Origin of the sequence: Citrobacter sp. Awk 2 (assembly GCF_028069815.1) — a bacterium.
GTDB lineage: Bacteria > Pseudomonadota > Gammaproteobacteria > Enterobacterales > Enterobacteriaceae > Citrobacter.
In genome coordinates this window covers 1-22553 of sequence record NZ_JANEWL010000060.1, presented here as the reverse complement: position 1 = coordinate 22553, position 22553 = coordinate 1, and the positions used below count along the sequence as shown (strand labels likewise).

The following is a 22553-nucleotide window of genomic DNA, read 5'->3' as shown; positions in this document are numbered from 1 at the left end:
TGGGTTGCAAGGGAGGCGGCGGTGAGCCTCCCTTGCACGTTCACGGGTAACGGCGTTTCAGAGATATGACACCGCTGAGGTGAACGGAACCCTGAGCAAGAATCACATGTTCACCATAAATGCTTAGCTGAATGGCATTGCCCAAAAGGGGACCAGTGTAAATCACGCGAAACGCTCGTCTCGCCCGTGAGGCTCGTTGAGATCCTGCCACGGACCGACAGAAATAATACCCGTCGGGTTAATGGTCTTGTGACTGCGGAAATAGTGAGTGCGGATGTGATCGAAATTGACGGTGTCCGCAATGCCTGGCATCTGGTAGATATCACGCAGAAAACCGTACAGATTCAGATAGTCACTGATCCGATGCTTGTCGCATTTGAAGTGGGTGACATACACCGGATCAAAACGTACCAGCGTAGTCCATAGGCGAATGTCAGCCTCTGTTAACTGGTCGCCAGTCAGGTAGCGATGCTGACCGAGAATCTGTTCCAGCCGCGCCAGTGATTCAAAGACTTTTTCGACTGCGCTGTCATACGCTTCCTGGCTGGTAGCAAAACCAGCTTTATAAACGCCATTATTGACGTTGTCATAAATCCAACTGTTCAGATCGTCAATTTTGCTTTGCAGGGCTGGTGGATAGTAATCCCCGGCTTTTGCGCCCAGCGCATCAAACGCGGTGTTAAACATGCGGATAATTTCTGCCGATTCGTTGCTGACGATGGTGTGATTTTTTTTATCCCACAGCACCGGAACCGTTACCCGGCCGCTGTAGTGCGGATCGGCGTGTAAATACAGTTGATAGAGAAACTCGTGCTGATAAAGCGTATCACCTGTTGCTGCCGGAAAGTTGTTATCAAACGTCCAGCCGTTTTCCAGCATCAGCGGATTCACTACGGAAACGGAAATGAAGGGTTCCAGACCTTTGAGCTTACGCAAAATCAGCGTGCGATGCGCCCACGGGCAGGCCAGAGAAACATACAGATGATAGCGGTCTTTTTCGGCGGCAAAACCACCTTCGCCAGTTGGACCTGGCGCGCCATCAGCGGTAAGCCAGTTACGGAAAGCCGATGCGGAGCGTTGGAATTTTCCGCCGGTTGATTTGGTATCATACCAGGTGTCATGCCAGACGCCGTCAATCAGTTGTCCCATTTTATCGCCTCCTCAGATAGCAAAAGCGAGGAGATATCTCCTCGCTTTTTGATGTGTTCAGTATAGTTTGATTACCACTTTTTATTCAGTACGCGGTCGATACTGAATGCGCCTGGACCCGTGATGGCCAGTAGCAGGAAACCGCCTGCGATGGTCAGGTTTTTCATGAACATCAGAGAGTTCATCCCTTCCGCAAAGTTGCTGTGGAAGATGAACGCGGTCAGCAGGGTGAAGCCTGCGGTGAACAGCGCGGTAGTACGGGTCAGGAAACCAAACAGGATTGCCAGGCCGCCGCCGAACTCAAGCAGAATAACCAGCGGCAACATAAAACCAGGGACGCCCATGGCTTCCATATACTGTTGTGTACCCGCATATCCGGTGATCTTTCCCCAACCTGCAGTAATAAACAGGATTGGCATCAGAATGCGCGCTACCAGTACACCAACATCTTCTAATTTTTTCATCGTACTCTCCAGGAAACCACTCAGGCGGATTGTTTTGTCTTTTGTGCATCAACGCTGCAGAGCGCGTCGTTGCTGTCGATGGAGAGAATCATAGACGTGCTGAATGACAATTGTTAGCAAGGAAAACTGTCAGTAATTTTCAAAAAATTTGAGGAACCCGCAAAATAGGGGATACGGCAGGGGTTAACCGCGCAATTGTTGCTGTCTGATTGTCGATTTAATCAGACGCCATGCGCTCCAGACGCTAAAGCCGCGTTTAGCCCAGCGAACCAGCAGATTAGGATTACGAATGGTCCGTACAGCCATAATACTGCTGCCGACCAGCACCCAGGCGCGCAGGTTCAGCAGCGTTTTCCAGCCACGATCGTATACGTCTGTAACCTCCAGCCAGTCGCGGCGGGTGGCAGACAGATCCAGCCGTTGCTGCTGGATCTGACCAAGCAGTTGTGCCTTACGTTTTTGGCGCTCGACTTTACTGCTCATTAGACATCATCCTCCAGGGCCTGCCTGTCATTAGCAAGTTCGTGGCGTGTATGGCGTAAGAGTGTTGATTTACGGGCTTTACGTAATGTCCATATCCCGCCAACGAGCGCCAAAAGCAACAGCACAACGGTGGTGGCAATCATCGCGTTCAGGCGGTACTGAGGGTCAATGGCCCAGATGATAAGCACCATCAGGCTCATCAGCCCAAATGCCGCAAAGAGCATAGTCAGTCCCAGCATCAGCACGATCTGGACAAGGTTAGCTTTTTCCTCTTCCAGCTCAACGACGGCCAGCCGTAATCGGGTCTCTACGATCTCAACGAGAATCGTGAGGATCCGTTGTCCAATCCCCAGGACGCTTTTGCCCGGACCTTGTGCGTGTTGAGAGTCAGCCATTGTTAGCGGCGCGACAGCAGTACACCAAGCACCACACCGACCGCAGCGCCAATACCAACGCCTGTCCATGGGTTTTCGCGCACATAGTTATCGGCTTTGGCGGCCGCTTCACGGGTTTGCTTAGCAATCACATCGCTGGTCTCGCTCAGGCGATGGCGGCTCTCGCGCAGCGCATGTTCAGCTTTGCTGCGAATTTTACTCATCTCTTCCTTCGACTTATCGCCAGAGGAGCTCAGTACTTCTTCGAGCGTATCCGCAAGGGATTTCAGCTCAGCGCGCAGATTTTCCGTAGCGTTATCTTTCGACATAGTTTTCTCCAGGTGAGTGGGTAGTTACCGTACTTAGTAATCGCGGGTCTCAAGTTCCTTCAGCTCTTTTTGAGCCTCTGCAAGCTTACGTTCGCGTTTTGCGATTTTATCCGCATCGCCTTTTTGCTTCGCTTCGGCTAAATCACGCTGACGTTCGGCTATCTCATTTTTCTGCTCTGCGATTTTTTTCTGGTGATTCGCGCGCAGTTTGCTGTCAGTACAGTTTGCCCGAACTTCACTAAGCGCTTTGTTCAACCCATTGATGCGGCTCTGATTGTTGTGCTTTTCGGCATAACTAATTTCCCGCTGAATATCTTGTTCTTTTTCCTGACAGAGGGAGTTAGCGTAGCTGCCGGCACTGAGAGCGAAAAGACTAATTGCCAAAGCGATGCGGTATTTCATTCTTGAACCTTCCATTGTGATTCGACCCGGTGCTTTGGGTCGATGCTCCAGAATAATAAAGCTGTAGGTCATAACTTCAGTTTATTAATCATAGGCACTAAACGGTGAAATCACCAAAGTGAGTGATCTAATTCAGATTCCTGGAGATTAACCAAAGCGGTGCGGTGTATCCCGTAAACGAGATAACCACTGCACTGCCTGATTGTCATCATCCTGTTGAGCAATAACGAAGCCGTGTGGCAACGTTCTGTCCAGTACAGCTTTTGCGGCTGCGCTTTGCGCGCTGGAATCAAAGGTGATCAGCAGCGCGTCATTTTGCGGAGTAATACTTTTAAAACGAATGCCGTTGGCATCCAGATGATGCCAGATAGAGAAGCCGTCTGGCATGCTGGCACCCTGGTTTATGGCGCGAATGGCAAGCGTCGATTCCTGCTGGCGAATGACCGACCAGGTCAGGATTAACGCGCCCAAAAACAGCATAAAGGAGGTGGTCCAGGCCAGTCGTCGGAGCGTTATGCGTGATTTCAGCATAATTTACCCTCGGTTCCCGTATTTCTTTTTCCAGAGTACAACCAGTGAACCGGCAAGGCCAACCACCAGTAATACGACAGGAAGCAGCATCAGGCAGGACATGAGCTGATCTTCATACTTAAGAAAAACAGGTGTTTTGCCCAGTAGATAGCCCAGCGTTGTCAAAATCAGTACCCACAATAGACCGCTCATCCAGTTGAAGAACTGAAAACGCGCATTATTCAGGCCTGACAGCCCGGCAATGGTCGGCAGTAATGTTCTGACGAACGCAATAAAGCGACCGACCAACAGCGCGGATAAGCCATGTTTGTGGAAAAGATGATGCGCGCGTTGGTGATAATGAGCCGGAAGATGAGAAAGCCAGTTCTGCACGGTGCGGGTATTACCCAACCATCGGCCCTGAATATAGCTGAGCCAACAACCGAGGCTGGCTGCGGTGGTGAGTAGCAGTACCGTTTGCGGAAAACCCATTGCGCCTTTGGCAATAAGTACGCCGACCAGTACCAGCAAACTGTCGCCAGGTAAAAAGGCCGCTGGTAGCAACCCATTTTCCAGAAACAAAATTGTAAACAGTACAAAATACAGCATACCAATCATGGAAGGATTGGCCAGAGTTTCAAAATCCTGAGCCCATAAAGCATTCAGTAATTGAGTCAGTAGTTCCATTCAGTATTCCTGGAGAATCGGTTATGGTCACGCCGTTGTTCTTGAGTTTGTAATGCCGCGATTTTATTGGTGTTTTTTGCATGGATCGCGGTCTGCACAAATTCACGGCCTGAACTGTTCCCTGTTAAGTTGTGAAGTAAGCAAGCACTAACACATAAAAAATTCAAAACGCTTTTAATTGTAACAAAGGTCAACGTAGTCCGTTATATAAATTACGGTGGTTGAACTCTGATTTTGCTTATCGCAATGGAGTGAGGCGAGAGGATTTACACAGGCTGACACTTTATACCTAATGCTTACCGAGTGTCAGAAACAGGCGCTATTACCGCGCCTGTGAAAGTCAGAACGTTTATTTTGTGCTGTTTGCAGCGGTATCCAGATGAACGACCGGATTTTCTGTGAAAAGGTAACGATCCGCGTTGAACTCGAAATCATCGCTGGTTTCGTTAAACAGCATCTGTTTCGTGTTCTCAAGGTGCTGCCACATCGCCAGTTTGGCCGCATGCGGATCTTTGCGAATTAATGCCCGCAGGATCTGGTCATGGTCATCACACCAGTTGTCTACCGTGCGCAGATCAATGTGATCATGCAATTTCTTCCAGTAGGGGTTATGAACGCGCTGAGTCCACATTTTTTCAACAATGGCGGCCAGAGCTGAGTTTTGCGTCGCCAGCGCGACCTGAACATGGAACTGCAGGTCCCATTCGGAGTCACGAAAGCTTTTTTCGTTGCGCGACTTCTCCTGGATTTCCATCAGTTTCATGATGTCCTGCTTGGTCACCTGAGTGGCGGCAAACTCGGCGATGTTGCTCTCAATAAGTTGACGCGCTTGCAGCAATTCAAAAGGACCGTAGCTGGCGAATTCCAGACCTTCGTCGGGAGCAACATAATGTTTGGGTTGGTTAGAGATGACGTGGATACCCGATCCTTTACGCACCTCAACGTAGCCTTCAACCTCGAGCATGATAATCGCTTCACGAACCACGGTACGGCTGACGTTCTTTTCATCGGCAATAAAGCGCTCGGCGGGAAGTTTATCGCCCACCAGATAGACGCCTTGCTCGATGCGTTCTTTTAGATCGGCAGCAAGTTGTTGGTACAAACGTCGTGGTTCAGTGATTTCCATATGCACTCCAGGCATGATACGGCAGACTATATTTGTTATACCACTTTTGCGATGGCGGCTCTACTCGCACCGACAAAAAAGCCGCCAGTCAACTGGCGGCTCTGCATTATATACCTATGACGACTCGCGTCAGGTTAATTTTGCGTAGCGGGAGAGCCGGTTTGCGGGCCCGAATCAATCTCGCTTGCCGACTTGTTCTGCAGTACCGTCCAGATGACTAACGCACCAAGCAGGTCGAATACTGCCAGTACGGCGAACAGTGGGCTAAAGCCGATGGTGTCAGCCAGGGCGCCAACGACCAGGGCAAACAGAGTACTCGCCAGCCAGGCTGACATCCCCGTCAGGCCGTTAGCGGTCGCGACTTCATTGCGGCCAAATACGTCAGAAGAGAGCGTAATCAGCGCGCCAGACAGTGCCTGGTGAGCAAAACCACCGACGCACAGCAGGGCGATAGCAATATACGGGCTGGTGAACAGACCAATCATCCCTGGGCCAATCATCAGCAGTGCGCCCATGGTGACGACCATTTTACGGGACACGATCAGGTTTACGCCGAACCAACGCTGGAACAGTGGCGGTAAGTAACCCCCGATGATACAGCCGAGGTCAGCGAACAGCATTGGCATCCACGCGAACATCGCAATCTCTTTCAGGTTAAAGCCGTAGACTTTAAACATGAACAGCGGGATCCAGGCGTTGAATGTACCCCAGGCCGGCTCTGCCAGGAAACGCGGCAGTGCGATACCCCAGAACTGGCGGTTACGCAGGATTTGGCCAAGCGACATTTTCTTCGCTGTGCTGTTTTTGTGCTGTGATTCCTGGCCGTTAAGGATGTAATCACGCTCTTCATCAGACAGTTTTTTCTGGTCGCGCGGGTGTTTATAGAAAACAAGCCAGGACATCGCCCAGATGAAGCTCAGGGCACCAGAAATAATGAACGCCATCTGCCAGCTGTGCATGACGATAGCCCACACGACCAGCGGCGGAGCGATCATCGCACCAATAGAAGAACCAACGTTAAAGTAACCTACAGCAATAGAACGCTCTTTTGCCGGGAACCATTCAGAACTGGCTTTCAGACCCGCAGGGATCATCGCGGCTTCTGCGGCACCGACTGCACCTCGTGCCAGTGCCAGTCCACCCCAGCTACCAGCCAGCGCCGTGGCACCACAGAAGACGGCCCACAGAACGGCGAACATCGCGTAACCTACTTTGGTGCCGAGCACATCCAGCACGTAGCCAGCAACGGGTTGCATTACGGTGTAAGCAGCAGAATACGCTGCGATGATATAGGAATACTGTTGAGTGGAGATGTGTAACTCTTCCATCAGAGTTGGCGCAGCTGCCGCCACAGTGTTACGTGTCAGGTAACCCAGCACGGTGCCAAGCGTCACCAGTGCGATCATGTACCAACGTAACCCTTTAATTTTACGCATGTAAAACCTCATCGTTTTGTTATGTCCGCTAACGAGCGGTCATCTTCCAGTCCAGGGCGGAGGATGTTCTTTTACGAAGGGCGTGACCGAAAAAAAACCGGCACTGCCCCGAACTTTGCCATGTCAATGATTGTGCTAATTCGGTTTCCGTACCGGTCAATCCGATGGTGGACCATCGGTAATTTGCATTCCGTCGGCTTATGTATCGCGACGGCAAAAAGATAACTTGTCATACAGCTTTAAAAGGTGAGTGCCATCACAAAAGTGTGAATCTTCGTGTGGTCATTAATTCGATTCAGCAAAGCCAGTGCTGGCGCGGCTTGCCGTGAGTTTTACCTCTTTGAGAGTAATTTTTTTGTCATCATTTGTTGATCTAACTCACGAAAATATCTTCAGTGTATGGAAATTGGTGTGATAACTTTGACAACATCAAAACATAAGCAATCTGACGCACTCGCTGAGAGGAAGACGATAATGACCCCGTTTATGACTGAAGATTTCCTGCTGGATACCGAATTTGCCCGCCGTCTGTATCATGATTACGCCAAAGACCAGCCAATCTTCGACTATCACTGCCATTTGCCGCCGCAACAAATCGCTGATAACTACCGTTTTAATAACCTGTATGACATCTGGCTGAAGGGTGATCACTACAAGTGGCGCGCCATGCGCACTAACGGTGTCGCTGAACGCCTGTGTACCGGTGATGCGTCCGATCGCGAGAAGTTTGATGCATGGGCCGCGACGGTCCCACACACCATCGGTAACCCGCTCTACCACTGGACGCATCTTGAACTGCGTCGCCCATTTGGTATTACAGGTAAGCTGTTGTCTCCTGCGACTGCCGATGAAATCTGGAATCAGTGCAACGAATTGCTGGCGCAGGATCAGTTTTCCGCGCGTGGAATCATGCAGCAGATGAATGTAAAAATGGTCGGCACCACTGATGATCCGATCGATTCTCTGGAGCATCACGCTGCGGTCGCGAAAGACAGCACCTTTGCTATCAAAGTGCTGCCAAGCTGGCGTCCGGATAAAGCCTTTAACATTGAACTGGCGACCTTTACCGATTACATGGCGAAACTGGGTGAAGTTTCTGACACCGAGATCCGCCGCTTTACCGACCTGCAAACCGCGCTAACTAAACGTCTTGATCACTTTGCGGCTCACGGCTGTAAAGTCTCTGACCACGCGCTGGACGTGGTGCTGTTTGCTGAATCTAACGAAGCTGAACTGGATAGCATCCTGGCGCGTCGTCTGGCGGGTGAAACCCTGAGCGAGCACGAAGTTGCCCAGTTCAAAACTGCCGTACTGGTGTTCCTTGGCGCTGAATACGCACGTCGCGAATGGGTGCAGCAGTACCACATTGGCGCATTGCGTAATAACAACCTGCGTCAGTTCAAACTGCTGGGCGCGGATGTCGGTTTCGACTCCATTAACGACCGTCCGATGGCTGAAGAACTGTCCAAACTGCTAAGCAAGCAGAATGAACAGAACCTGCTGCCGAAAACCATCCTGTACTGCCTGAACCCGCGCGATAACGAAGTGCTGGGCACCATGATCGGTAACTTCCAGGGTGAAGGCATGCCGGGCAAAATGCAGTTCGGTTCCGGCTGGTGGTTTAACGACCAGAAAGATGGGATGGAACGTCAGATGACACAACTGGCACAGCTCGGTCTGCTGAGTCGTTTTGTGGGTATGCTGACCGATAGTCGCAGCTTCCTGTCGTACACGCGCCATGAATATTTCCGTCGCATCCTGTGCCAGATGATTGGCCGTTGGGTTGCCGCGGGTGAAGCACCTGCAGATATTCAACTGCTGGGTGAAATGGTCAGAAATATTTGCTTCAACAATGCGCGCGATTACTTCGCCATTGAACTGAACTAAGGCCCGGGGTTGGTATGCAATACATCAAGATCCACACGCTGGATAACGTCGCGGTAGCGCTCGCTGATTTGGCCGAAGGGACCGAAGTCACTGTTGATGGACAGGCGATTACCCTGCGCCAGGCGGTAACACGTGGCCATAAATTTGCTTTACGCGATATTGCGCAAGGCGAAAACGTCGTTAAATATGGTTTGCCAATTGGCCATACGCTGGTTGATGTCGCTGCGGGTGAGCACATTCATGCTCACAACACGCGCACGAATCTGAGCGATCTGGACACGTATAGCTACCAACCGGATTTTCAGGCGGAAGTTGCACAACCGGCCGATCGCGACGTGCAGATTTATCGCCGCGCGAACGGTGATGTTGGGGTACGTAACGAGTTGTGGATACTGCCGACCGTCGGCTGCGTCAATGCGATGGCGCGTCAGATGCAAACCCGTTTCCTGAAAGAGACCCACGACGCCGAAGGTATCGACGGCGTTCATCTTTTCAGTCACACCTACGGCTGCTCGCAACTGGGTGACGACCATATCAACACTCGCACCATGCTGCAAAACATGGTGCGTCACCCGAACGCGGGCGCAGTGCTGGTGGTTGGCCTCGGTTGTGAAAACAACCAGGTTGATGCTTTTCGCGAAACGTTAGGTGAGTATGATCCAGAACGCGTTCACTTTATGGTCTGCCAGCACCAGGAAGATGAAGTGGAAGCGGGGATCGAGCATCTCCACCAGCTGTACAGCGTGATGCGTAACGATAAGCGTGAGCCGGGTAAACTCGGCGAGCTGAAGTTTGGTCTGGAATGTGGCGGATCTGACGGCTTGTCTGGGATCACCGCTAACCCGATGCTGGGGCGTTTCTCTGACTACGTGATCGCGAACGGCGGGACAACCGTGCTGACTGAAGTCCCGGAGATGTTCGGTGCCGAACAGCTATTAATGGACCACTGCCGCGACGAAGAAACCTTCGGTAAGCTGGTGACCATGGTCAATGACTTCAAACAATACTTCATTGCTCACGACCAGCCGATCTACGAGAATCCATCGCCGGGGAACAAAGCGGGTGGCATCACCACGCTGGAAGATAAATCGCTGGGATGCACACAGAAAGCGGGTTCCAGCAAAGTTGTCGATGTACTGCGCTACGGCGAACGTCTGAAAACGCCAGGTTTGAATCTGTTAAGTGCTCCGGGCAATGACGCCGTTGCGACCAGTGCGCTGGCGGGGGCCGGCTGTCATATGGTGTTGTTCAGTACCGGGCGTGGTACGCCGTACGGCGGTTTCGTACCGACGGTGAAAATCGCGACCAACAGCGAGCTGGCCGCGAAGAAAAAGCATTGGATCGATTTTGATGCCGGGCAGCTAATCCACGGTAAAGCGATGCCGCAACTGCTGAACGAATTTGTCGATACCATCGTTGAGTTTGCTAACGGCAAACAGACCTGTAACGAACGCAATGATTTCCGGGAACTGGCTATTTTCAAAAGTGGCGTAACGTTGTAGTCATTGTACAGGCCTACGGATCGCGTAGGCCTGATAAGCGTAGCGCCATCAGGCATAAACCGTTGCCGGATGGTGGCGTAAACGCCTTATCCGGCCTACGAAATGGAGTTGGAGTTGCTGCATGACCGCGTATTGGGTGGCCCAGGGCGTAGGTGTCATCGCCTTTCTGATCGGGATTACCACTTTTTTTAATCGTGACGAGCGCCGGTTCCGGCTACAGCTCGCCGTCTATAGCGCCACCATTGGCGTACACTTCTTTCTGATGGGGGCCTGGCCCGCGGGAATGAGCGCTGAGCTTAATACCGTACGTACCCTGGTCTCAATGCATACCCGCAAGCTGTGGGTCATGACGGTTTTTATTGTCCTCACGCTGGTTCTTGGCTTGGCAAAATTACAGCATGCGATGGAACTGTTGCCGATAATCGGTACGCTGGCCAGCACCTGGGCGCTGTTTCGTTGCAAAGGGTTAACCGTGCGCTGCGTAATGTGGTGTGCAACGGGCTGCTGGGTCATTCACAATTTCTGGCTGGGATCGATTGGCGGGACGATGATCGAAGGTAGCTTTCTGGTGATGAACGGCCTGAACATTATTCGCTTCCGGCGCATGCAAAAACGCGGTATTGATCCGTTCAAAATTGAAAAAAGCGTACAAGAAGAGAACCCCTCCGCCCGATGACGGAGGGGCGCAGAGATTAGCCGCGCAGGGCGTTATTTGCCAGACGCTCGTCTTCTGCCTGGCAGGCCGCGGCGGTAAACAGGACGTCTGTCGAAGAGTTCAGCGCTGTTTCACAGGAATCCTGCAATACGCCGATGATAAAGCCAACGGCGACCACCTGCATGGCGATGTCATTCGGGATACCGAACATGTTGCACGCCAGTGGGATCAGCAGCAGAGAACCCCCCGCGACGCCCGATGCGCCGCAAGCACACAGCGATGCCACCACGCTCAGCAACAGTGCCGTCGGTAAATCGACCGGAATACCCAGCGTATTCACCGCCGCCAGCGTCAGAACCGTGATGGTAATCGCCGCGCCTGCCATATTGATGGTGGCGCCCAGCGGGATAGAGACAGAGTAGGTGTCACGGTCCAGATTCAGCTTCTCGCACAGTGCCATATTCACCGGAATATTGGCTGCAGAGCTGCGGGTAAAGAAGGCGTACACGCCGCTTTCGCGCAGGCATGCCAATACCAGTGGGTACGGGTTACGGCGAATTTTCCAGAACACCAGCAGCGGGTTGACCACCAACGCAACCAGCAGCATACAGCCAACCAGTACGGCAAGCAGCTGCGCGTAGCCCCAGAGGGTGGCAAAACCCGTCGTCGCCAGTGTGGAAGAGACCAGGCCGAAGATACCTATCGGTGCAAAGCGGATAACCAGTCTCACCATAAACGTGACGGCATCGGACATATCATTGACCAGATTCTTGGTCGTCTCATTACCATGGCGTAGCGCAAAGCCAAGGCCGACTGCCCATACCAGAATACCGATATAGTTAGCATTCAGCAGCGCATCAATGGGGTTAGAAACCATGCTCATCAGCAGGCTGCGCATCACCTCAATAATGCCGGATGGCGGCACGATATCGCTGGCGCTGCTGGAAAGATGCAGCGTCGAAGGGAAGGCAAAGCTGAACACCACGGCGGCTAATGCTGCTGAAAATGTTCCCAGCAGGTAAAGGAACAGAATGGGGCGGATATTGGTTTTTTGCCCGTGCTGGTGGTTTGCGATTGAGGCCATTACCAGCATCAGCACGAGGATTGGGGCGACGGCTTTTAATGCGCCGACGAACAGTGTCCCCAGCAGGCCGACGGCTTCTGCCGCAGGTTTTGAAACCAGTGCCAGCAGAATCCCCAGTACCAAACCGACCAAAATTTGTTTAACCAGGCTCCCTTGCGCCAAACGCGAGATCAGCCCCGATGAACGTAGCGTAGTCATGTAGTCATCCTTTGATTGTGTTGTTGTTCACCCGTTGTGCGTTCTCATGACGCATCTTTCTGGATGTAACAAAGTGTTTGCATGGCTGAGTATAAGGAAAGATGCCGGTTCTGGAAGATAAATATCCTGGTTTCCGCGCTCAGATCATATTTTATAACTTTAAATTAACATTGTTTTGACATGTCCAGCAAAAAGCCCGACGCACGCAATGTGCGGTCGGGCTTTATCAACTAGCTAAGTAAAAGTTACTGTATTTGCTGCTTTTTATCGTGCTGGTGGTTGACCCATGCATTCACAACCAGCGTCACAAACAGAATACCGAAGACCACACCTAACGAGATAGCGATCGGGATATGGTAGAAATCGACGATCAGCATCTTGATACCGATAAACACCAGGATTATCGACAAACCATATTTCAGCATCGAGAAACGCTCCGCCACACCTGCCAACAGGAAATACATCGCACGCAGACCCAGGATAGCGAACAGGTTAGAGGTCAGTACGATGAACGGGTCGGTGGTGACGGCAAAGATTGCCGGAATACTGTCGACGGCAAAAATCACATCGCTCAGTTCAACCAGGATCAATACCAGCATCAGCGGCGTTGCAAACAGCAGACCGTTTTTACGCACGAAGAATTTTTCGTCTTCAATGGTATCGGTCATACGTAAATGGCCGCGCAGCCAACGCACTAACGGTTTGTCGCCAATACCGGAAGCGTCTTCTTTCGCCAGCGCCATCTTCACGCCGGTAAACAGCAGGAATGCGCCGAACACGTACAGCAGCCATTCGAACTGGGCGATAAGCCAACTGCCCGTGAAGATCATGATCGTACGTAATACAATCGCGCCCAGTACGCCATACACCAGTACCCGACGTTGCAGTGCCGCAGGTACGGAGAAGTAACTAAATAGCATCAACCAGACAAAGACGTTATCTACCGCCAGCGACTTCTCGATCAGATAGCCGGTCAGGAACGCCAGCGCCTGCGGGTCGGCAACGGCACGGCCCTGAGTCTCAGCCAGGTACCACCAGAATGCCGCGTTAAACAGCAACGACAACGTTACCCAGACGATTGACCAGGCCGCGGCCTGCTTCATCGACATCGTATGTGCGCCACGACGGCCCTGTAGCAGCAGATCGATGGCCAGCATAATGACCACCACGACAGCGAAGCCACCCCATAACAACGGTGTGCCAACAGTATTCATTTTATTTCCCCATGCATAAAAAAAACGGCCAACGCCGAATGACGTTAGCCGCTGCTTTTTATGCATAGACCTTGCCATTCGGCAAGGTCTCACTTACAACAACAAAGGAATACGACAGCGTATTCCTTTGTTATCGCCCGGTGACCGGATGTGGTTTTTCACACATCGTAATGACGATCAACCGACAACGAAGTTACTCCCCTTTGCGGGTTACAAAATATTACAGGCCATGCCTTCAGTCAATGGCCTGCAACATTCGTTTTACACACTTTTACGCAGTCAGCGGTATCTCAGCATCATCTGCGGGGAAAATAACGCCGGTCTGGCGGCGAATCTCCGTTTGCAGTTTGGCGGTAATACGACTGACGTTCAGTGCCGGATGATCCACTTCGCCGGATTCAACCAGATGAGCAAAAGCCTCTGCCTCATAAAGCATAGTATTGATGTGCTGAGGCACCGTAAGATCCTGCGTTTTGCCACCGCGTGGAATAAAGCACACTTTCTGACACTCGGAAATTTTCTCGACAACCAGCGACCCTGATTCGCCCTGAATTTCGCTGGCCAGCACGGAATCACTGACTTTCGAGTGCTGCAACGTGACGCTAAAATCGCCGTAATTGAGTACGACCACACCGTGGGCATCGACGCCGCTTTCCAGCAGGCTGGCACTTGCCTGAACGCTCAGTGGTTCACCCCAGAGCGCAACCGCAGCGGCCAGACAGTAAAAGCCGATATCCATAATCGAACCGTTAGAAAACGCCGGATTAAACGTATTGGGATTTTCACCGTCCAGATAACGCTGATAACGTGAAGAATACTGGCAGTAATTGATCAGCGCTTTCCTGACTCGCCCAATTTTAGGTAGTGATTGCTGTAATAGCAGGAAATTAGGCAGGCTGGCGGTCTTAAACGCTTCAAACAGCACGACCTGATTTTCACGCGCGCAGGCGATAGCAGCTTCGGCTTGTGCCAGATTTGAGGCCAGCGGTTTCTCGCAAATGACATGCTTTTTGTGCTGTAGAAACAGCGTTGTCTGCGGGAAGTGCAGAGAGTTCGGGCTGGCAATGTAAACGGCATCAATTGCGTCGCTTTGCGCCATTGCCTCCAGCGAGGTAAACAGATGCTCGACGGGATAATCATTGGCGAAGGTCTGTGCCTGTTCAAGGCTACGGGAATACACTGCGGTTAACTTATATTTGCCGGTTTCATGGGCGGCATCCACAAACTGGCGGGTGATCCAGTTTGTGCCAATCACTGCGAAACGTATCATAAATGCCTTCAGGCTGCGAAAAGGGATCCTTGCGTCAATTTAGCATGCCCTGAAGACAAAGCCAGTGCGCGACTACGCAGTTTGCTTCAGCGATTGTTGCGTGAGCCACAGGCGGGTATCAAACTCCAACTGGTGGTACTGCGGCTCCATATGGCAGCACAACTGATAAAACGCTTTGTCGTGCTCTTTTTCTTTCAGATGTGCCAGTTCATGCACGACGATCATGCGTAAAAAAGGTTCAGGCGCAGAACGGAACACGGTAGCGACGCGGATCTCCGCTTTGGCTTTGAGTTTGCCACCCTGCACGCGGGAGACGGCAGTATGCAGCCCCAGCGCATTTTTCAGCACGTGTATCTTACTGTCATACATGACTTTATTCAGCGGCGGGGCGTTACGCAGAAACTGATTTTTCAGATCTTGCGTATATTGCCAGAGCGCTTTGTCGGTCGCGAAGTCATGCGTACCCGGATAGCGCTTCTCCAGCACTGCGCCCAGACGCTGTTCAGCAATCAGCGTACGAACCTGGGAAAGTAAATTCTCCGGGTAGCCCTGGAGGTAAGTTAGTTGGTTCATTCATGTCCCATCCACTTCATCCTTCAAGCTGCCTCTGTGTTGGCTGTGTTCGCGCACCCCAGTCACGTACTAAATGTACGCTCCCGGGGATTCACTCACTTGCCGCCTTGATGCAACTTGAATGATTTTGTGTATTCAAAATGTTGTATACTCACGCACCCTTTTCAGGGATACGCCGAAATTTTACCATTCAGGAGGGCCGATGAGCCACACAGACAACGGTTTCCGTTCACTGACACTTAAACGTTTCCCGGAGACGGATGACGTTAACCCGCTGCTGGCGTGGGAAGCTGCAGATGAATATCTGTTGCAACAGCTGGACGATACCGAGATTAGCGGCCCGGTGCTTCTCCTGAACGATACTTTCGGCGCGCTGGGCTGTGCACTGGCGGAACATACACCATACAGCATTGGCGACTCTTATTTAAGCGAGCTGGGGACGCGTGAAAACCTGCGCCATAACGATATCGCGGAATCCAGCGTCAAGTTTCTCGACAGCACCGCTGAATACCCGCAGGCACCAGGCATTGTGCTGATTAAAATTCCCAAAACGATGGCGCTGCTGGAACAACAGCTCCGTGCGTTGCGTCAGGTTGTCACGCCGCAAACGCGCATCATTGCGGGGGCGAAGGCGCGTGATATTCATACCTCAACGCTTGAGTTGTTTGAAAAGGTGCTAGGCCCAACCACTACCACGCTGGCGTGGAAAAAAGCCCGTCTGATTAACTGCACCTTCAGTAATCCAGAACTGGCTGATGCCTCGCAGACGCTGAGCTGGAAACTGGAAGGCACCGACTGGACTATCCATAACCATGCCAACGTTTTCTCCCGTACCGGGCTGGATATTGGCGCACGTTTCTTTATTGAGCACCTGCCGGAAAATCTGGAAGGGGAGATTGTCGATCTCGGTTGTGGCAACGGTGTGATTGGCCTGACGTTGCTGGAGAAGAACCCACAAGCGAGCGTGGTGTTTGTGGATGAATCACCGATGGCGGTGGCATCAAGCCGCCTGAACGTCGAAAGCAACATGCCTGAAGCGTTGGATCGCTGTGAATTTATGATCAACAACGCGCTGTCTGGCGTGGAGCCTTTCCGCTTTAACGCCGTGTTGTGTAACCCGCCGTTCCATCAGAAACATGCGCTAACCGATAACATCGCCTGGGAGATGTTCCACCACGCGCGTCGCTGCCTGAAAATCAACGGTGAACTGTACATCGTGGCCAACCGCCACCTCGACTACTTCCACAAGCTGAAGAAGATTTTCGGCAACTGCGAGACCATCGCCACCAACAATAAGTTTGTGGTGTTGAAAGCGGTGAAGTTGGGTCGTCGTCGTTAATCGCGTGTGCCGGATGCGGCTAACGCCTTATCCGGCCTACAATGAGCTACCCCGTAGGCCTGATAAGCGTAGCGCCATCAGGCAATGATGTGGGCAATTACCTTATCCGGCCTACGAAAGACGTGACGTTAAACTTCCAATGCCAGCCTTGTCCCTTGTGCAATAGCACGTCGGGCATCCAGCTCCATCGCCACATCACACCCTCCGATCAGATGTACTGTTTTACCCGCAGCATGCAGTGGATCAAGCAGCTCCCGACGTGGCTCCTGGCCGGCGCAAATCACCACGTGATCCACATTCAGGATCTGTAGCTCGCCGTTGATCATCACGTGTAACCCGTCATCATCGATCTTCTGATAGCTCACCGCCGGGATCATTTTTACGCCGCGTGAAAGCAGGGTAGCGCGGTGGATCCATCCCGTTGTTTTACCTAAACCTTGTCCAGGTTTACTGGTTTTACGTTGCAACATCACTATCTGGCGTGGGCTGCGGGGTAGATGTGGCCCTTCCGGACGTAAACCGCCGGGCTGTTGCAGGCTGGTGTCGATTCCCCATTCCACGCAGAACTCGGCAATATTCTGGCTGGTGGGATCGCCGGGCTGGCTCAGATACATGGCGGTATCAAAACCGATCCCTCCGCAACCAACGATCGCCACGCGCTTTCCTACCGGCGTTTTATCACGCAGGACATCGAGATAGCTCAGTACTTTAGGGTGTTCAATACCGTCGATCGGCGGCATGCGCGGTTCGATCCCGCTGGCGAGGATCACTTCATCAAAGGCTTGCAGTTCGTGGGCGCTAACAAACTGATTGAGTTTCAGCGTGACACCCGTTACGTCGATCATCCGACGGTAGTAGCGCAGCGTTTCATAGAATTCTTCTTTGCCGGGGATCTGCTTGGCGATATTAAACTGCCCGCCAATCTCACCATGTGCGTCAAACAGCGTCACGTGGTGACCACGTGCGGCGGCGTTAATGGCAAAAGCGAGACCCGCAGGACCCGCACCCACAACGGCCAGATCCTTCAGGTGAGTAGCTGCAACAATGGGCATTTTGGTTTCATGACAGGCGCGTGGATTCACCAGACATGAGGTGACCTTACCCACGAAAATCTGATCCAGGCAAGCCTGGTTGCAGCCAATACAGGTGTTGATCTCATCGGATCGTCCGGTTTGCGCTTTTGACAGCAGCTCAGCGTCGGCCAGGAACGGCCGGGCCATCGATACCATATCGGCATCGCCGCGTGCCAGAATGTCATCCGCAACGGTCGGATCGTTAATACGGTTAGTGGTGACCAGTGGGATCGTCACATAACCTTTCAGCTTGCGCGTTACCCAGCTAAACGCACCCCGGGGTACCGGTGTGGCGATGGTGGGGATACGCGCTTCATGCCAGCCGATGCCGGTGTTAATAATTGTGGCACCTGCGGTTTCGATAGCCTGTGCTAACTGGACGGTTTCGTCAAAGGTTCCGCCTTGCTCCACCAGGTCGAGCATCGACAGGCGGAAGATAATAATAAAGTCACTGCCGGCACGCTGGCGCACCGCCCGTACGACTTCCACGGCAAAACGCATGCGGTTGGCATAGTCACCGCCCCATTCATCATTACGCTGGTTGGTGCGCAGAGTCAGGAATTCGTTGATCAGATAGCCTTCCGAACCCATCACTTCCACGCCATCGTAACCTGCCTCCCGCGCCAGCTGTGCACAATGGGCGAAATCTTCAATCAGTTGCAGCACTTCATCGTGCGTCAATTCATGCGGCGTAAAGCGGTTAATAGGGGCCTGAATGGCTGAAGGCGCAACCAGATGTGGTTGATAGCTGTAGCGGCCGGTGTGCAGGATTTGCAGGGCGATTTTCCCGCCTTCATCGTGAACTGCATCGGTAATGATACGGTGGTGCGCCAACTGGCTGGTGTCGTTTAGCATTGCGCCGCCTTCCATACCCACGCCCGATAGCGCGGGTGCAATTCCTCCGGTCACAATCAGGGCTACGCCGTGACGAGCGCGTTCAGCATAGAACGCAGCCAGCCGTTCTGCACCATCGGGATACTCTTCCAGCCCGGTATGCATTGAACCCATCAACACGCGGTTTTTAAGCGTGGTGAATCCCAAATCGAGCGGGGCGAACAGCGACGGATAGCTCATAAAGGTGTCCAGTATGTAAAATTATTGTTATGTGGTCGGATGAGTTACTAATTTAGCCGTCGCCGCGCAAAAGGGAAAAGGGGAATGTCGTGATTGTGATGGGATTCAAAAAAGGAGTGGAGCCAGAGAACGAATTTGCCGGATGGCGCTGCGCTTATCCGGCCTACGACAATGCGTCCTTTGTAGGCCGGATAAGCGCAGCGCCATCCGGCGATATGTTACAGGTTACTGTTTTTTAAGAAAATCGTTATACAGCATATAGAGATGCGCGGCGCTCCAGGAGAAGTTCGGCGCGCCCTGTTGTGCGCCGGTCAGCGGGTTATAGTTTTCCTGAATCGGACCGTCTGCGGTGAGGCCTTTGGCGTGGCTGAAGAAGGTATCCGCCAGTTTTAACGCTTCATCGCGATAGCCATAACGTTCCATCCCTTTTAGCCCGAACCAGAACTGATCCACCCAGACGCGTCCGCGCCAGTATATGTCCGCGCCGAAGGCCGGATTGGTCAGTGCAGCGGTGCCAAGTGGGACATATGTGTTGAACTCTTTCGGATCGAGCATCACGCTAACTACCGCATCCGCGTGGGGCTGCGTTGCCGCGCCGTTAAACAGCGGCGACCAGCCTTCCGGTCCTTTACCACGCTCGACGATCGGTTTACCCGCGCAGCCGTTCGCCAGCGGTTGGTCCTCAATACGAACGTCATAATAGAATTTTGTTGCCGGGTCGAACATACAGGTATTGATGTAATCGGCCAGCTTCTTCGCTAACGCCTGATAGTGCTTCGCGTCTTCTGGTTTACCGAGGATCGTTGCCATCTCTGCCAGATAATGGTTATCACTGTACATGTAGCTGGTCTGATCGACAGACTCCTGAAGCAATGAGTAACCGACCAGATTGCCATTTTTATCCCGGTTTTCAGCAAAATTGACCGTCCAGTCACTGCGTTTACCCCCGTTGGCAATGTACTTATCCAGCTGATCTTTATCGATAAAACCAAATACGGCGGCATCATCACGTCCAGATTCCCAGCCAGCGGCTTCCTGTGCCGGGATTGTCAGGCTGTCATACTGGCCCTTACTGATGACAGTTGCGTAGTGACTCAACCCGGAGAGAGTTTCTTCCTTGTCGCCCTGCTTCACCGTGAAGAGCATTTCGCCGCTGTCGGTGTTGTGAGCCTTATCCCGCGTGGCGCCGTACTCAGGAACACCGTTTCCATTGTGATCGCGGTTACGTAACCACCAGTCGTGGTACGCGACCAGTTTCGGGTACATCTCTTCGAGCCAGGCCTTATCTTTGGTGACGTTGTAAACTTCCATCACCGACCATGCTGCCAGGCTGGGCTTGGTGTTGCGCTCATTCCAGTTACCGCCGTCGCCGCCGCGTTCCGGGATCTTATTCCAGGTCACCAGGTCGAGGATCATACCGGCATCCTGCGGCCGTATGGGATCGTTGGGCTGGATTTGCCAGTCAAAGAGCGCACGAATGCTGTCTTTTGCAATCTCTGGGTTGAAGTGCACCATTGCCGAGGCGATTTTCCAGCTGTCCCAGGCATAGGTCTGGTTGCCTGAGAACCAACGAGCCGTGACGGAAGGTGTAACGGTGTTGTGTTTTACTGCCCCTTCCGGGACGCGCCAGTTGCCGGTTAAGGTTTCAATCGCTTTTACTGCGACGCGAGTTTGCTCGGCTGTCGCATCCGGATTGTTCAACCCTTTTTTGAGGTACGCTTCCCAGCGCTGCTGTGAGGCGAGCATGTAGGAAGTCGGGCGCGCCAGAATATCGCGGATTTGCGCCTGTTCTTTACTGACTTCCAGTGAAGTCAGCAGATGTGAATAGGTGGTATAGAACGTGGTTGAACCTTTGATATGCGCCTTGCTGGTGAAGCGATGACCGCTGACCTTCGTCTTCATCGGCAGCGATTTATGCACCTGATATTCTGACTCGCCAGAGGTAAGCAGATCCCAGGTCGAACGCACTTTGCCGAAGGTGACTTTCAGGCCATCGCGGGTGGCGACGATTTTGCGTTGATAATCCGGATACTCTTCATCGACGGTTTTGGTCGACGTCGGTTTCCCGTCTTTTGCCTCCACTTTTTCCAGCAGCTCGCCATCCCACACCAGATCCAGTGGAGTATCACTCGTTATCCTGGTTTCAAGCAGCGAGGTGTGTGAATCCGCAAAACGCAGGGTCATGTTAACTTCGATGCCGGGGGCCGTCAGTTTTTGTATCAGTGCGCCCGGAATGCTGTACGCCTGCATCGCGAAGGCTACTTTTTTACCGCTCTGGTACACCGTCAGGCGATCAAAGTTAGTCGCCATAAAATTGATGTACTCTTCGGTTAGCAGAGCGACGCCGGGGAAGCCCCCCATGGTATTTGGGCCGTCTGGCAGCAAGTGCCCATGCCATGAACCCAGATCGAAGAAAGGATTAAAGCGCTGATGGCTGTCGTTATTGGTATCACGCATATATTCAGGTGCGCCGTGGCGATCGATAACATCTTTAAAATCCGTGGCGGTTGCTGCATGCGCTGACATGCTAAATAGTAACGCGCAGGCTAGCGGGGTTAACGAATATATTTTTTTCATAATGACGAAGCTCCTTTTCACATTTAGCAAAATAAACAGAGAAATTAATGACCCCAGTAGTAATACTGCATCAGGAATATTTTGTTATCTGAATCGTCAGTACTGTTACCCAGGTTGAATCGGCTATCAAAAGCCGTGGCGAATTTACCGCCGCCATATTCGTACCAGATGCCAAATTGCGCATAGGATGTGGTTGTGTCGGGATCGTTATCCAGGTTGTGTTGCGCGTAGCTGTAGGCTGTAGAAAGATAAAAGCCTTTAAACGCCTCATACATGGCGCTGACCATTGTGCCGGTTTCCGTTCCCGGATTACCCAGCCCTTCACCACGTCCGGTATGGTGCCAGACACGTGCGCCGAAGTTCGGCGTAAGAATACCGGTGACAAAAAGCTGGCCGGTGCCATCGGTAATTTCTGTGCCGCCCATCCAGGTGACATCTTTCATAAAGTCATACTGGATATAGCCGTTTGCCATTGCAGGGTAGATATATTTATCGGAGTAGCGATCGTATTTACCAAAATGCAGCCACGCTTTATCTTCATCGGTATGACCAGCCGGTGTCGCGATGATGCTATAACGGAAATCACCGCTAAGGTTTTGTACTTTGACGGCCGTGGCGATATCGCGGGTATTGGGAAGTTCATAACCAAACTCTGGTGTGAAATCTGCCCAATATTGCAGATCGTCCAGGGAAGAGTCGTTATGCAGGCTCAGGATAATTTCGGTTTTATCATCGGTACGATAACCCCCCCAAAAGCGGTTTATCCCTCCTTCAAAACCACCCCAGCCATGATCGGGCACCCAGGCATTACCATCGTGGTCTGCCTGTACTGTCCACCCCTCACCGTATATAAGCCCGAACCAGTGGCCATATTGACCTTCCACGCCACCTTCAATATAAGTGCCGTCTTCGTATTTTCCTTTATAATCCCCCTCCAGCGCCGTATAACCTCCCACCCCCATCTCGCCATAAAAACGATATGAAGGTTCGGTATTCGTGATTTCTGGCGTTTTGGTGTCGTCATGTTCGGCTGGAATGCTTTCTGATGCGACAACCAGAGGTAAGTAACAACAAAAGGAAAGGGCGATCAGTGCCCTGGTAGTATTAATATTAAATGTCATTTTTCTATTCCATCAGAATATATTAT

General features: G+C 52.2%; 21 protein-coding genes. 4 read left to right on the top strand and 17 right to left on the bottom strand.

Features of this window, described 5'->3' with window-relative positions; genetic code table 11:
* Positions 1-162: 162 nt before the first annotated feature.
* From yqjG to exuT, 10 genes are all read right to left on the bottom strand, one after another.
* Positions 163-1149, bottom strand: a complete 987-nt coding sequence (gene yqjG, locus NNO02_RS14990; RefSeq protein ID WP_271455140.1) for a glutathionyl-hydroquinone reductase YqjG — start codon at positions 1147-1149, stop codon at positions 163-165.
* A 71-nt stretch (positions 1150-1220) separates the two neighbouring features.
* On the bottom strand, positions 1221-1613 hold the full coding sequence (locus NNO02_RS14985; protein WP_137382498.1) for a DoxX family protein: 393 nt from the start codon (positions 1611-1613) through the stop codon (positions 1221-1223).
* A gap of 183 nt (positions 1614-1796) precedes the next feature.
* Positions 1797-2096, bottom strand: coding sequence for a YqjK-like family protein (locus NNO02_RS14980; protein WP_271442082.1), 300 nt, complete (start codon positions 2094-2096; stop codon positions 1797-1799).
* Positions 2096-2491, bottom strand: a complete 396-nt coding sequence (locus NNO02_RS14975; RefSeq protein WP_271442083.1) for a phage holin family protein — start codon at positions 2489-2491, stop codon at positions 2096-2098. The genes NNO02_RS14980 and NNO02_RS14975 overlap by 1 nt, the downstream gene beginning before the upstream one ends.
* Positions 2492-2493: 2 nt before the next feature.
* The gene (locus tag NNO02_RS14970; RefSeq protein WP_003024832.1) at positions 2494-2799 is read right to left on the bottom strand and encodes a DUF883 family protein; all 306 of its coding nucleotides are present in this window, start codon (positions 2797-2799) and stop codon (positions 2494-2496) included.
* A 33-nt stretch (positions 2800-2832) separates the two neighbouring features.
* Positions 2833-3201 (bottom strand): DUF1090 domain-containing protein, encoded by a 369-nt coding sequence (locus NNO02_RS14965; protein WP_271442084.1) that lies wholly within the window; start codon positions 3199-3201, stop codon positions 2833-2835.
* 147 nt (positions 3202-3348) lie between these two features.
* Positions 3349-3732 carry an EnvZ/OmpR regulon moderator MzrA gene (gene mzrA, locus NNO02_RS14960; RefSeq protein ID WP_137382502.1) on the bottom strand — a complete coding sequence of 128 codons (384 nt, stop codon included), beginning with the start codon at positions 3730-3732 and terminating at the stop codon, positions 3349-3351.
* Between the two features lie 3 nt (positions 3733-3735).
* Positions 3736-4398, bottom strand: a complete 663-nt coding sequence (gene yqjA / locus NNO02_RS14955; RefSeq protein WP_005131462.1) for a DedA family general envelope maintenance protein YqjA — start codon at positions 4396-4398, stop codon at positions 3736-3738.
* Between the two features lie 349 nt (positions 4399-4747).
* Positions 4748-5524: a transcriptional regulator ExuR gene (gene exuR / locus NNO02_RS14950; RefSeq protein WP_005131459.1), complete on the bottom strand. Its 777-nt coding sequence runs from the start codon at positions 5522-5524 to the stop codon at positions 4748-4750.
* A 134-nt stretch (positions 5525-5658) separates the two neighbouring features.
* Positions 5659-6960, bottom strand: coding sequence for a hexuronate transporter ExuT (gene exuT / locus NNO02_RS14945; RefSeq protein WP_048213342.1), 1302 nt, complete (start codon positions 6958-6960; stop codon positions 5659-5661).
* 474 nt (positions 6961-7434) lie between these two features.
* Between exuT and uxaC the strand changes: the two genes are divergently transcribed.
* The 3 genes from uxaC (at position 7435) to NNO02_RS14930 (ending at position 11025) form a co-directional block, all read left to right on the top strand.
* Positions 7435-8847 carry a glucuronate isomerase gene (uxaC, locus tag NNO02_RS14940; protein ID WP_271455139.1) on the top strand — a complete coding sequence of 471 codons (1413 nt, stop codon included), beginning with the start codon at positions 7435-7437 and terminating at the stop codon, positions 8845-8847.
* Between the two features lie 14 nt (positions 8848-8861).
* Positions 8862-10349: a UxaA family hydrolase gene (locus NNO02_RS14935; protein WP_271455138.1), complete on the top strand. Its 1488-nt coding sequence runs from the start codon at positions 8862-8864 to the stop codon at positions 10347-10349.
* Positions 10350-10470: 121 nt separating this feature from the next.
* Positions 10471-11025 (top strand): YgjV family protein, encoded by a 555-nt coding sequence (locus NNO02_RS14930; protein ID WP_271455137.1) that lies wholly within the window; start codon positions 10471-10473, stop codon positions 11023-11025.
* Between the two features lie 16 nt (positions 11026-11041).
* Here NNO02_RS14930 and sstT read toward each other — a convergent pair whose 3' ends face one another.
* The 4 genes from sstT to NNO02_RS14910 all read right to left on the bottom strand — a co-directional run bounded on the left by sstT (position 11042) and on the right by NNO02_RS14910 (position 15343).
* Positions 11042-12286, bottom strand: coding sequence for a serine/threonine transporter SstT (gene sstT / locus NNO02_RS14925; RefSeq protein ID WP_271455136.1), 1245 nt, complete (start codon positions 12284-12286; stop codon positions 11042-11044).
* Positions 12287-12531: 245 nt separating this feature from the next.
* Complete coding sequence (locus NNO02_RS14920) at positions 12532-13500, bottom strand: TerC family protein (RefSeq protein ID WP_137382507.1); 969 nt, start codon at positions 13498-13500, stop codon at positions 12532-12534.
* A 271-nt stretch (positions 13501-13771) separates the two neighbouring features.
* Positions 13772-14770: a Gfo/Idh/MocA family protein gene (locus NNO02_RS14915; protein WP_271442090.1), complete on the bottom strand. Its 999-nt coding sequence runs from the start codon at positions 14768-14770 to the stop codon at positions 13772-13774.
* Between the two features lie 72 nt (positions 14771-14842).
* A complete protein-coding gene (locus NNO02_RS14910; RefSeq protein WP_271442091.1) occupies positions 14843-15343 on the bottom strand; it encodes a M48 metallopeptidase family protein in 501 nt (166 codons plus the stop codon).
* A gap of 202 nt (positions 15344-15545) precedes the next feature.
* Between NNO02_RS14910 and rlmG the strand changes: the two genes are divergently transcribed.
* A complete protein-coding gene (gene rlmG, locus NNO02_RS14905) occupies positions 15546-16682 on the top strand; it encodes a 23S rRNA (guanine(1835)-N(2))-methyltransferase RlmG (protein WP_271455135.1) in 1137 nt (378 codons plus the stop codon).
* 128 nt (positions 16683-16810) lie between these two features.
* Here the strand turns inward: rlmG and NNO02_RS14900 are convergent, their stop codons facing one another.
* From NNO02_RS14900 to ygjJ, 3 genes are all read right to left on the bottom strand, one after another.
* On the bottom strand, positions 16811-18829 hold the full coding sequence (locus NNO02_RS14900) for an oxidoreductase (protein WP_271455134.1): 2019 nt from the start codon (positions 18827-18829) through the stop codon (positions 16811-16813).
* 225 nt (positions 18830-19054) lie between these two features.
* Positions 19055-21406, bottom strand: a complete 2352-nt coding sequence (ygjK, locus tag NNO02_RS14895; protein WP_271455133.1) for an alpha-glucosidase — start codon at positions 21404-21406, stop codon at positions 19055-19057.
* A 44-nt stretch (positions 21407-21450) separates the two neighbouring features.
* Positions 21451-22527, bottom strand: a complete 1077-nt coding sequence (ygjJ, locus tag NNO02_RS14890) for a protein YgjJ (protein WP_271455132.1) — start codon at positions 22525-22527, stop codon at positions 21451-21453.
* Positions 22528-22553: the final 26 nt, after the last annotated feature.